We start from the raw sequence: 13,192 nt of genomic DNA on the forward strand, positions 1-13,192 counted from the left end.
TGGTTAATGCAGTTAAGAATAGCTGATGAGCTGATAATCATCTGCTATTAATTCAAATATGAAATGCTGATTGGATTGAATGATTATTTTTTTATTCCGTGTTACGAATATAACTCCGATATTTTGCTTTTTTTTCAGTTCATTCAAACCTTTTCTGATACCTAAGCCATAAAAAATAGTTGAATAAATATCTCCGGTTAATGAGTTATCTGAAATGATGGTTACACTGTGCAACTCATTATTCAGAGGATAGCCGGTGTGCGGATCAAGGATGTGATGATACAGCTGGTCGTTAAAAATGAAATAGCGTTCATAAATGCCGGAAGTGACTACTGATTTGTCTTCGACATGTATGATTCCGAGCAGATTATTTGCCTCGGCAAAAGGGCGTTTTAGACCAATATGCCATTGTTTGTCAGCAGTAATTGGTGAGTAGCCGATTGTTAGTACATTACCTCCGCAATTGATAATTGCCTGAAAAATGTTATATTGAGCTAAGAGCAATTTGATAATGTCCGCAATATAGCCTTTAGCAATGGCTCCTAAATCAATTTCCATACCAGCTTTAGCCAGATATACAGTTTGATTTGTCCGATTCAGCTCAATGTGATGCGGGTTAGTCAGTGTTAATCTACGGGCTATTTCATCCTTTTCCGGAATACTGCGTCCGTTAAAACCTATTTTCCATAATTTCACCAACGGACCAATTGCCAGATTAAACTTGCTGTTAGGTAACAGGCTGGCTGCTTTAGCCTGACTGATTAAATTAAAAACCAGTTTGCTTACTGCTACCGGCTGTTTGCCGGCAGCATGGTTAATGCTCATTACCTCTGAGTGGTAGCGGTTTACCGTTAACCGAGCTTCCAGTTGCTCTATAGCGTTAAAAACGGCAGAGACTGCGGTTAGGTTTTCAACGAACAGTTTCAGGGAAACCGTTGTCCCCATTAACTGTTGGCTATAGGTGTAACTTGTACCAGACATAAGTGATGAGGTATTTTTCAGTAATTAATGATTTTTAGCATATGCAGCAGCCTGATCACCGGCCTGAATACCAAAAATGATAATATCGGCAATGGCATTTCCTCCAATGCGGTTGCCCCCATGTACACCACCGGCAACTTCACCCGCGGCATAAGCACCTTTAATAATCTCTGCATGAGTATCAAGAACTTCTGTCTTCGTATTGATGGTTACACCACCCATAGTATGGTGAATGCCCGGTGCAATGCGTATAGCGTAAAAGAATGGCTGGTTCAACTGGTGACGCATGCCGGTAGTACGTCCGAAATCTTCATCATGCTGCTGTTTTACAAAATGATTGTAGCGCTCTACTGTGGTAATGAGAGAATCAGGATTAATATTCAGCTTTTCTGCAAGTTCAGCCAGTGAGCCGGCTTTTACCGCCAATCCTTTGCTGATATAGGTTTCTGCTGCTTTATTTTCAGCACAAATCTGTTCATCAAATAATATATAGGCATAATGTTCAGAAAGGGCGATGATACTGTTGGATACTTTGTCACGTGTGTCCAGTTCATTGACAAAGCGTTTGCCTTTTTGCGATATCAGAATAGCACCTCCGCCACGGATGGATTCTGATATCAGATAAGCGGTATTTTGCTCTACTGTGGGATGAATCTGTATTTCGTTCATATCAACAGTGCCGGCACCAATTTTTTGTAATAAAGCAATGCCTGAACCGGTTGCTCCTTTATGATTGGTGGTGACAAAATCAGCTAAATCAGGGCGGTAATGGGTAACCATCTGTGCATTGGCTCCAAAGCCACCGGTTGCGATAATGATTGCTTTGGTGCTGATGCGTTGTTCATTTCCTTCTTCGTCGTGTACGATTACTGCATTAATACGCCCGTTCTTCATTTCAATATCTGTTACAGAGGTATCCAGCATTACCTCTATCCCGCGGTCATTAATATTTTTCAGCAGACCGCTAATCAGAAAACCGCCGACTGCTGCACCATTATCAGGACGATGAGTGCGGTCTACACTCATACCACCTGTGGTAGTCAGGTTATTTAACTGGATTCCTTTTTCATCCAGCCAGTCTATTGCTGCGGGAGCGTGCTCGACAAAGTAGTGTAATAGTTGCGGGTTGTTTTTATTTTTACCGCCTTTCAGGGTTTCGTTATAAAACCATTCTTTATGGTCGGTAATTCCTGCCTGCTGCTGAAAGCGGGTTTCAGCCGCATTCATACCTGCGGATGCTTTGTTGGTATTGCCGCCGATAACCGGCATTTTTTCAATAATAATTACTGAAGCCCCTTTATCATGTGCTTCAATGGCTGCGGCCAGTCCGGCACCGCCGCTTCCGACGACTACTACGTCACAGGATTTATCATCAGCATCGCCGCCTTCTACAATTGTCGCTACTTTATATGAGGTTGATATGGCTTTGGTTACAGCTTTTTTAAATGCATCACATTGTGAAGTAGCGCCACTGATTGCATCTACATAAGGGCTGTTGGCTGCCAGAATCCGTTCTTTAATTTCATTGAAATTACGTACAGAAACATGATCCAGTTTTTCGGCATTGACTAAAGACAAATCTTTGATAAAGTCTTGCCCCAGTTCTACATTTATGACAAATTGGTTATCAAAATCGTCGCTGACAGTTTGCTGATAGGTACCGGCATGGAATTTTTTGGTATTGATTTCTCTTACCATGCTATGAATAAGCGGAAAGCGCCATAATGGTTCGGGAATGTTCAGGTTAGTACGCTGATCGCTGTTCATGCATAGCTGTAAATCATTATGTTTCTGAATGCGTTCAGCCCAGTCAGGATAGGCCACACAGGCGCGCCCTGCAGCGATGAGATCATAGCCATGTGCCATTGCTGTTTCTGCGTCAGTTTTATTCACGACATTACCGACGCCGATAACCGGTATCTTAGCCAGTACGGCAGAACGTAATTGTATGTATTTATCAATTAATGGTGTTTCATCATTGCTGTCAATGATGGATGGCCGCAGTGTGGCAGCCATTGAAAAATGTATATAGTCCAGACCAATTTGAGCGAGCTTGTCTAGCAGGAACAATGAATCGTCAAAAGTAATGCCCGGCACTTCGAGTTCTTCCGGTGAAAACCGGTAACCGATAATAAATTCATTAGAAGCATATTTTTTAGCCATTTGCCGGCTGATTTCAAGTATGGCGAGCGGGAAGCGGGCGCGGTTTTCGCGGCTGCCGCCCCATTTATCCTGGCGCTGATTGGCGTGTGGTGAAAAAAACTGCTGGATAAGATAAGTATTGGCGCCATGTATTTCGATTCCGTCAAAACCTGCGGCAATTGCGCGCCGGACAGCTTCGCCGAATTTATCAATCATATCTTCGACTTCGCCGGCTGTCATTGCTACAGGGACCGTTGCATTCGGACGCGGAATAGCAATCGCACTGGGGCCGACAGGTGTCTGACCGCCGATTAATTGCGGCTCAACCATTCGTCCGCCATGATAGATTTGTATAACAGCTTTGGAACCACGCTCTTTTATGGCTGCGGCTAACAGGCTCAGACCTTCGATACAATCATCATTATGAATGCCTATTGCTCCCGGAAAAGCCGGTCCTAAAGTATCAACATAACCGCATTCAACAATTACTGTACCAATACTGCCGGCACGTTCACGATAATAATCAATTAGATTATCTGTTACAGTTCCATCATAGAAACCACAGCAAGTAGTCATAGGAGCCATAACTAAGCGGTTTTTTAATACAGCACCATTGGGTAACGTCAGCGGATTGAAAAGGGGCGAAGATAGCTTATTCATATTTTTGATACGAGTTCATCAGAACGGGATAAAAAGACTTAAATATATGGTAGCGTAAACGCTCATAATCATCTATTGAGTAAAAGGGATATATATCGCAATGAAATATATATAATATATTGCTTTGATGTTTATCAAATTATGCGGGTTAAATCGGGTAAATAACTTGTTTTAGGTCAGTTTTGAATGCTTATTTGTCTATGAGTGCATTTGCTCAGCGCCACTTTTTATAGGACAGTTTGTAATGCATACGGTACATACAAAACCCGCATCTGGTTTTACAGTTTTCATTACTGAAACAGATATTATCGGAAGAGCGTATTTAGTATCGTTTTTGCATATTATTTAACATACTGAAAAGATAAAAATTAATTTTTTACAAATATTAATGATCAGATATTTGCTTTATAAGCATGACTTTGTCTGGTGCGCTCAGGTACAATCTGTTTTTTCTATTGAAATACAGTACTCATGGCATCTTTGGAAACATGGATTGGTTTACGTTATTTACGTGCCAGAAAACGTAATGGGTTTATGTCATTCATTACAGCAGTCTCGATAGTTGGGATCGCATTAGGAGTAACGACATTAATTGTTGTTTTATCTGTCATGAATGGTTTCCAAAAAGAAATCCGCAATCAGCTCCTGAGTGTTGCTCCTCATGCTGAAATGGGATTCCATGAAAACAGACTGGATCAGCATTGGCAGGATTTGCAGAAACTTGTTAAAGGTAATCCTCAAGTACTGGGTTCAGCTCCTTATGTGGCTGATCAGGCTTTACTTGCTAATGCCGGCGAGGTTCGAGGTGTGCAAATACGCGGAATAGATCCGGCTCTGGAGGGTAAAGTTGCAGATTATGGTAAGGGTATGCCCAAAAATGGGTTTGCTGATCTTAAACCGGATGAATTTGGTATTCTTTTAGGAAAAGATCTGGCCGATGCGCTGGGTGCTAATATCGGAGATAAGATAACTGTTATTACGCCCGATGGGAATGTTACGCCGGCTGGAATGGTGCCACGGCTGAAACAGTTTACATTAGTAGGTGTGGTTAAAACCAATATCTATGAATTGGATAATACACTCGCTTTAACTCATATTACGGATGCACAGAAACTGTACCGGCTGGGAAATAATGTAAGCGGATTGCGTTTAAAGCTGGCTGATCCGCAGAATGCTCCGTCTGTTGTTCAAAATATTGTGCCGGCAAAACTTCATAATGAGATCTGGATTCGCGACTGGACTTTTCAAAATCGCAGTTATTTTGATGCAGTGCAGATGGAAAAACGGATGATGTTTATTATCCTGTTATTAATCATTGCTGTAGCTGCCTTTAATCTGGTTTCTTCTTTAGTCATGGCGGTTACTGAAAAACAGGCTGATATTGCGATATTACGCACCCTCGGACTTTCTCCGGGCGGCATCATGCGTATTTTTATGATTCAGGGTGCCATAGCCGGATTCTTCGGTACTCTTTTCGGTGTACTTTTTGGTGTGACACTCGGATTGAATATTGGTCAGATCGTTGCCTTTTTTGAACATCTGACTGGTAAGCATCTGATTCCTTCACAAGTGTATTTTGTGAGCTACCTGCCTTCCGATGTGGAATTATCTGATGTTTGTATGATTGCTGTTATTTCATTATTACTGGCTTTCGTTGCTACTTTATATCCAAGCTGGCGTGCCGCCAAAACTCAGCCTGCGGAGGCTCTGCGCTATGAATAAACCAGAGTATGTTCTTGAATGTGAGCATGTCAGCAAAACTTATGATGACGGACATTTACAGGTATCTGTACTGGATGATTTAGATTTCAAAGTTAGATGCGGTCAAAGTGTGAGTATAGTTGGTGCATCCGGGAGTGGAAAATCTACTTTGCTGCATTTACTTGGCGGATTAGATACACCCAGTAACGGCACTATACGTCTGATGGGACAAGATATTACCCGTCTTGGGCAGAAAGCCATAGGTCAGCTGCGTAACCAGTATCTGGGCTTTGTTTATCAATTCCACCATTTGTTGCCAGAGTTTACTGCGCTGGAAAATGTAATGATGCCTTTACTAATTGGACGCATACCGAAGGCTCAGGCAGAAGAACGTGCTAAGGAAATGCTGGATAAAGTAGGGCTTAAGCAGCGTATGACCCACCGCCCCGGTGAATTGTCTGGTGGTGAACGGCAACGGGCTGCTATTGCCCGTGCACTGGTTACTCATCCCGCCTGTATATTGGCTGATGAACCTACAGGCAATCTTGATCGGAAAAATGCTGGCAATGTACTGGATATGATGCTGGATTTACAACATGAGCTGAATACAAGTCTGGTAGTTGTTACCCATGATGATGAGCTTGCTCAACGTTTTGATGAAGTATTGACGGTAACAGATGGTAGATTAGTATCTTTTAATGTTCGTTGATGTATGAATGTATAGGTTGTATTGATTGATTAAATATGGCTGAAGCTATCAATCTGGCAGAAACTCAGGAACAGTCTGCACATCCAGCACTCGCTGCAATTGAGCATGTGCTTCGGGTGGTTGCCCAGCAGGAGTGGGAAATTATTCAGCCATGGGCTGATAAGCTGTTATGGGCGCTGAATCGTGGAGACAGTTATATTATTGTTCCTCGACAGCATTCGGAGGCGCTTCGTAAATGCAGAATTCTTGTTGGAGCTGCTGGTACTTATACGCCATTTATTTTGCAAAGTAATCATTTGTTTTTAGGAAGAATGTGGCAGCTTGAGCAGGATATAGCCGAGTCTATGCTGGCATTGGCTAGTATTCCGCCTGTTCATTTGAATATGGATGTAGCCGCTGATCTGGCGGACTGGTTTCCTGATGCCAACAGTACCCAGCAACGTTTTGCTGCGGCACTGGCTCTTATTCAGCATTTTGTAGTGATTAATGGCGGGCCTGGAACAGGTAAAACAACTACCGTAGCCAAAATACTGGGTTTATTGTTGAAACATACCTGGCATTTATCACGTCCGCCGCACATTGCACTGGTGGCACCAACTGGCAAAGCTGCGGCACATATGGCCAATGCTTTACAACGTGCATTGGATAAACTGCTATTATCTGATGACAGCAGACAATTGCTGGCAGATTTATCAGGTCAGACAGTTCATCGCCTGTTACAGTTACAACCTCCATTATTAACAGGCCCATTTGATGCAGAACATCCTTTACCGGTTGATATACTGGTGGTGGATGAATCTTCGATGCTGGATTTGTCTCTGTTTCGTGCACTGTTGCGTGCTTTAAAGCCTGATGTTCGTATCATTCTGCTGGGAGATGCTAATCAGCTGCCTGCTGTAGGCGCAGGAAATGTGCTGGCTGAATTATCTCAGCCGACAGTGCTGTCTCCTGAGCTGAAAAAGCAACTTACGGCTTTATTGCCCGAACAGTCTTTGCCTCCTGTCAGCGATAATGCCGGTATGGCTCAATATGTTGCAACTTTAACTCACAGTTACCGGTTTGATGCGACACAGGGTATTGGCGCTCTGGCCTCCGCTTGTATCAACGGTGACGCGACGTCTGCACTTAATGCAGTAAACAGTTTTCCAGAGCAATTACAACTGCACCAATTTGATATACAAGTACTGTGTCGCAAATTATATTCACAGCAACAGCTATGGTGGCAGGCAGTGGCTGAAAATAATATTACTCAGGTATTCAGCCATCTTACCGATATTATGGTGCTGACTGCATGGCGTACTGATGCAGAAACATTTAATCAGCAATACCGAAGCTATTTACGAACTCAGTTACATCAGAATACAGATAGCTGGTTTGCTGGTATGCCGATTCTGATTACTCAGAATGATTATGGTGTGGGTTTGTTTAATGGTGATATCGGCGTGATTCTTCCTGAACAGAATAATAGTAGGCATTTACTCGCTTATTTTACTGATGGGACAAATTATCGCTCAATTTCCCTTAGCCGCTTACCACAGCATGAGTCAGCTTTTGCCATAACGGTACATAAAAGTCAGGGATCAGAATATGATGATGTTTGGTTGCTGGCTCCGCAGTTTCGCGCAGCGGCTGATGATTCGTTGTTTAACCGTTCTCTTTTGTATACCGCATTAACCAGAGCCAGAAAACAGTTTACTTTTTGCGGTACGGCCAAACAGCTAGTACAAGGTATAAAAAATAACCAGCAGCGGCATAGCGGATTAGCTACAGCTCTGGCTCAATTATTGAGGAAACAGACACAATTGTCTTTATTCTGAATTGGCGGAATCTGAATCCGCATTAGTTGTTTTGTTCAAATAATTCATCTGTGAATCGTTAAATTATTGTGTCATTACATCCATGTGGTGAATAAAATAAGATTATGCTATTCTGTTTAATTCTGTTACAGAATAAAGTTTCAATTATGCAAAAACCTTTAATTGCCATTATTGCGGCGATGCAGCCTGAACTGGATTACCTGCTTGAACAACTGGATAACCGGCAAGATAGTCAGGCTGGTGCTGTTCATTTTCATCAGGGTGAAATTAAAGGTGTACCAGTGATACTTGCACTGAGTGGTATTGGTAAAGTCAATGCGGCGCTGACAACAGCAGTAATAATTGAAAGATTTACACCTGATTATGTTATCAATACTGGTAGTGCCGGTGGTTTGAAAGCTGGTATTCAGATTGGCGACGTTGTTGTTGGTTGCGAAATAGCTCATCATGATGTTGATGTAACCGTTTTTGGTTATGTGCCGGGTCAGGTACCACAATTACCGGCACGATTTAACACTAACCAGTATCTTGCTGATGCAGCCAGAAAAGCCGCACACGTATTCACAGGTGCAGAAATCTATACTGGTTTAATTGTCAGTGGCGATCAGTTTGTCGGTACTGCTGAACAAAATCGATTGATTAAAGAAAAATTTTCAGATGTTGTGGCTGTTGAAATGGAAGCCGCTGCCATTGCGCAAACTTGCTATCAGCTTAATATTCCTTTTGTGATTATTCGTGCTATTTCAGATAATGGTGATGCAAATGCGTCTGTTAGCTTTGATCAGTTTCTGCAACAGGCTGCCGGTAATTCTGCACAAATGGTAATCAACTTAATTACTTCAGGATTGAATAAATCTGCCTTTGAAAACAAGTAAATTAGAGTAGTGATACTGAAAACAGAGTAGATAATCAGATAAATAAATATTCTGATACTGCTCTGTTTTTTATTTATTGCTCTGAATTGTCTTAATATAATATTGAGTACTGTTAATCTTTAGACATTTATTAGTCTTGGCAGAAAATAATAAATAATTTGGATTATCTGTGATTGAACGTGTTTATGCAGTAAATTTTCTTACAAGCATGACATTGCTAAAATTCAATTTTGCCGGTTCCTCAGAAATTGAATTTGATATGGGGTACTGTGTGATTATATTTAAGTTATTGTCTGAAAAAAATCTGATTATAAACAATTTAAATATTATTAATTGACTTTGTAGACAAGCCACTATTTAATATCTTCTTTACAATATAGCTGCTTATGTAATAACTGTATTTACTGTGCTGTCTGCAGCTATAGAAAATTAAGATTAATAACAGTTTATTTTTAAACGGCTTTTATTTTATCAGGATGAAATTGTGTTCCAGTCTTTTTTTCCAAAGCCACGTTGGTTTTTTCTATCTGCCATATTATGGATAGGTCTGAATATTGCCCTCTGGTATTGCGGAGGTGAAAGTGCCGGAGAGTGGTTTGGCTGGCCGCAAGGCTATGCGACCAAACCTCTGGCTATTGGTCTTTCGCGTTTCTGGTCGCCTGCATTTTTGTGGTTTTATCTTTGGTTTATATTGGCTACAGCTATTTTTGCTATTTTCTGGTCAGTAGTAGCAAAACATCCGTGGCAGCGCTGGTCAATATGGGGTTCTGCTTTAATTCTTTTTAACATCTGGTTCAATGTACAGGTAAATGTAACGATTAATGCCTGGTATGGTCCGTTCTGGGACATGATTCAGAAGATGCTCAGTAGCGGCGGCGGACCAATCAGTAATATATATCAGAACATGCTGACATTTTTGCTGATTGCAATGGTCGCGGTAACAGTAATTATGCTGAATGCTTTTTTCGTCAGTCATTATGTATTTCGCTGGCGTACAGCCATGAATCAGTACTATATCGAAAACTGGCCGAAACTACGTACTGTCGAGGGTGCTTCTCAGCGTGTTCAGGAAGATACCATGCGCTTTGCCACTATTGTAGAAGAGCTGAGTGTCAGCCTGGTGCGGGCGGTTATGGTATTGATTGCATTTTTACCTCTCCTGTTTCAGTTATCAAGTCATGTGCCGGCCTTACCGTTAATTGGTGAAATAAAATATTCACTGGTTTGGGCTGCACTGGGTTGGTCCTTGTTTGGTACAGTTTTACTGATGGTAGTTGGTATTAAGTTACCCGGACTTCAGTTTAATAATCAAAAGGTGGAAGCAGCATATCGTAAAGAGTTGGTTTATGGAGAGGATAATGACAAACGTGCTCAGCCAGCGAGATTAAAAGAACTTTTTGAGCGGGTAAGGGTTAATTACTACAGACTTTATTTTCACTATGCTTATTTTAATATGGTAAGTACATGGTATTTACAGCTGGATGGGTTATTTGGTTTATTTATATTATCGCCATCCATTGCAGCAGGTACAATGACTCTGGGTTTAATCAATCAAATTATAAATGTATTTAATAATGTTCGTGAATCATTTCAGTATCTTATCAGTTCATGGAAAACCATTATTGAATTGCTGTCAATTCATAAACGTCTGAAGGCTTTTGAATCTATACTGAATGACAAAAATTGATAGTTATTTATGATAGTTTGGAAAATCCTATAGGTAACCAATTCTGTTCTGACACCTATAGAGTTTTATTAATTTGCCGCAATGATCTTTTTATGTTTCAATTTACAAATTGTGATCAGAAAATAAGCTCGCGGTAGATTTACTAAAATTTTATTAATAATTTCAGTACAGTTTGCTTTAATTTATAACAGCCGGAATGAAATTCGAAGTTACAAAGTTTTTATTTTATTTTGTAAAAAGTATGCAGCATAGCAATAGTGATAATGATTAAATACGTCATTACCCAGCGCAGAATATTGATAATTTCCGAATGAAGAAGAACACGGCTTCAAGGTAAAATCGAACTAGTTTTAGAAAAATGATATTTTTGTTTACAATTTAAAACTATTATTGGAATATTTGTAATTAAAAATAAATTATTTTAGAAATTATTAAATAAATCTGAAGTTTATATTAATGTGTGTTTATAAATGATATTAATTTGTGGCTAAATGAGCTGAATCACTGCACAATTAAGTCTGGTTATAATGGGAATTAAATATATTCCAGATGTCTGTGAATGTAATTAATGCCTGTCTAGTGTGCAAGTTATTGTTTTGTTTTCAATAATGTGTGCACGCAATCATGGAGACGATATGAATACACGTATTGAACATGACAGCATGGGTGAAATCGCTGTATCTGAAAATGTTTACTGGGGTGCGCAGACTCAGCGCAGTCTGCAAAATTTTGATATTGGCGGCGAAACTTTGCCACCAGCTATGATTCAGGCAATGGCTCTGGTTAAAAAAGCAGCCGCATTAACTAACCAGCAGCTTGAGCGTATCAGCGGTGAATGTGCCGGTCTGATAGTACAGGCAGCTGAACGTGTTCTGGAAGGGAAACTGGCTGACCAGTTTCCATTGGTAGTATGGCAAACCGGATCTGGTACCCAGAGTAATATGAACATGAATGAAGTTCTGGCTAATGTGGCCAATGAAATTGCCGGTCAGCCAAGAGGCAGTTATAAACCGGTACACCCGAATGATCATGTTAACCATGCTCAGTCTACCAATGATTCGTTTCCGACTGCTATTCATGTCGCTACAGCGATTCAGATTAATAAGCATTTGATTCCCGCTGTGCAGGCTTTACGTGACACGCTGGCTTCTAAAGCTGAAGCCTTTAAAGATATTGTTAAAATTGGTCGTACACACCTGCAGGATGCGACACCGCTGACACTGGGTCAGGAATTCAGTGGTTATGTCAGCCAGCTGGATCATGGACTAGAGCGTTTGCAGCAGGCATTACACTGGTTATATGAACTGCCATTGGGTGGTACAGCAGTAGGTACCGGTTTGAACAGTCACCCACAGTATGCAGAAAAAGCGGCAGCCAAACTGGCTGAGTTAACCGGTTTGCCGTTTGTTACCGCTCCTAATAAATTTGAGGCACTTGCCGGTCGTGATGCAGTGGTATTTGCTTCTGGCAGTCTGAAAACGCTGGCAGTCAGTCTGAATAAAATTGCCAATGATATCCGCTGGCTGGCTAGTGGACCTCGCTGTGGTATTGGTGAAATCACTATTCCGGCAAATGAGCCGGGTTCAAGTATTATGCCGGGTAAAGTGAATCCGACTCAGTGTGAAGCCATGACTATGGTTGCTGCTCAGGTAATGGGTAATGATACAGCTATTACAGTGGCTGGTGCTTCGGGTAATTTTGAACTGAATGTATTTATGCCGGTACTGGTGTTTAATATTCTGCAATCAGTGCGTTTACTGGCTGATGCCTGCAATAGTTTCAATTTGCGTTGTGCACAGGGGATTGAGCCTGTAAAAGAAAAAATTGATGCCAATTTACATCATTCTCTGATGCTGGTTACTGCCCTTAATCGCCATATCGGCTATGAAAAAGCAGCTAAAATTGCAAAAACAGCGTATGCACAGAATACGAGCCTGAAACAGGCAGCTATAGAGCTGGGTTTTCTGACCGCAGAAGAATTTGATAAATGGGTTATTCCGGAAGATATGATTGCACCACACTGATGGTGTAATCTGATTAAAAGCCGTATCGAAATTAATTCGATGCGGCTTTTTTGATATTAAACTCAGTATTAACGGTTGTATGATTAAGCTATTAAAATTGATTACAATCTGATAAAAAATTTTTTGTTTTTTGATTAGTTTGCTGTTTCTTTAATCAAACGTGCTTCTACCCGTACATATCGGTCTTTATCCAATAATTGCAGACGGACACCAGTAGTGTCATTAACAATGCGCCAGAATTTAACAAAACCGAGTGTACCAGTACCTGTACGTTCATCTTCTATATTGGCACATAGTTTATTGATGCCAAAAGGCTGACTGAAACGCAATGTATGATGATAGTCACGATAAGTACCATTTATTTGATTACAGCCGAAATAAGCAAAATACTGATGTGTATTCGGATCAAAACGAATACGAGAAGAAGTATCTGGCGTGGGTTCACCATTCAGAGAACGGATTTCCCAATTGCCGGATAAAAATCTGGTATTAGGCTTATCTGCAAAAGCACAGGCATTAATTACAAGCAGAATAGCCACAGAAGCCAGAAGTGATGTTAATTTCTTCATTTGTTTAATTTCATTTACTTATATAGC

Annotated in this window: 9 protein-coding genes; 6 read left to right on the top strand and 3 right to left on the bottom strand. The window is 40.9% G+C overall.

Features of this window, described 5'->3' with window-relative positions; translation table 11 throughout:
- Window positions 1-12: 12 nt before the first annotated feature.
- Both GY065_RS04175 and GY065_RS04180 read right to left on the bottom strand, forming a co-directional pair.
- On the bottom strand, window positions 13-981 hold the full coding sequence (locus GY065_RS04175) for an FAD:protein FMN transferase (RefSeq protein WP_174833172.1): 969 nt from the start codon (window positions 979-981) through the stop codon (window positions 13-15).
- 24 nt (window positions 982-1,005) lie between these two features.
- A complete protein-coding gene (locus GY065_RS04180; RefSeq protein ID WP_174833173.1) occupies window positions 1,006-3,783 on the bottom strand; it encodes a flavocytochrome c in 2,778 nt (925 codons plus the stop codon).
- Window positions 3,784-4,254: 471 nt separating this feature from the next.
- Here GY065_RS04180 and GY065_RS04185 point away from each other — a divergent pair, with 471 nt between their 5' ends.
- The 6 genes from GY065_RS04185 (at window position 4,255) to fumC (ending at window position 12,596) form a co-directional block, all read left to right on the top strand.
- Window positions 4,255-5,505, top strand: a complete 1,251-nt coding sequence (locus GY065_RS04185) for a lipoprotein-releasing ABC transporter permease subunit (protein WP_174833174.1) — start codon at window positions 4,255-4,257, stop codon at window positions 5,503-5,505.
- Window positions 5,498-6,193 (top strand): lipoprotein-releasing ABC transporter ATP-binding protein LolD, encoded by a 696-nt coding sequence (lolD, locus tag GY065_RS04190; protein ID WP_174833175.1) that lies wholly within the window; start codon window positions 5,498-5,500, stop codon window positions 6,191-6,193. The genes GY065_RS04185 and lolD overlap by 8 nt, the downstream gene beginning before the upstream one ends.
- Before the next feature lie 35 nt (window positions 6,194-6,228).
- Window positions 6,229-8,010 (top strand): exodeoxyribonuclease V subunit alpha, encoded by a 1,782-nt coding sequence (gene recD, locus GY065_RS04195; protein ID WP_174833176.1) that lies wholly within the window; start codon window positions 6,229-6,231, stop codon window positions 8,008-8,010.
- Between the two features lie 146 nt (window positions 8,011-8,156).
- Window positions 8,157-8,885 (top strand): 5'-methylthioadenosine/adenosylhomocysteine nucleosidase, encoded by a 729-nt coding sequence (locus GY065_RS04200; RefSeq protein WP_174833177.1) that lies wholly within the window; start codon window positions 8,157-8,159, stop codon window positions 8,883-8,885.
- Between the two features lie 484 nt (window positions 8,886-9,369).
- Window positions 9,370-10,572 (top strand): peptide antibiotic transporter SbmA, encoded by a 1,203-nt coding sequence (gene sbmA / locus GY065_RS04205; protein WP_174833178.1) that lies wholly within the window; start codon window positions 9,370-9,372, stop codon window positions 10,570-10,572.
- Window positions 10,573-11,207: 635 nt separating this feature from the next.
- Window positions 11,208-12,596, top strand: coding sequence for a class II fumarate hydratase (gene fumC / locus GY065_RS04210; protein ID WP_174833179.1), 1,389 nt, complete (start codon window positions 11,208-11,210; stop codon window positions 12,594-12,596).
- A gap of 134 nt (window positions 12,597-12,730) precedes the next feature.
- On the opposite strand, the gene GY065_RS04215 is transcribed toward fumC, so the two are convergent.
- Window positions 12,731-13,165 carry an META domain-containing protein gene (locus tag GY065_RS04215; protein WP_174833180.1) on the bottom strand — a complete coding sequence of 145 codons (435 nt, stop codon included), beginning with the start codon at window positions 13,163-13,165 and terminating at the stop codon, window positions 12,731-12,733.
- Window positions 13,166-13,192 lie beyond the last annotated feature (27 nt).

Source organism: Snodgrassella sp. ESL0323 (assembly GCF_013346865.1).
Lineage (GTDB): Bacteria > Pseudomonadota > Gammaproteobacteria > Burkholderiales > Neisseriaceae > Snodgrassella > Snodgrassella alvi.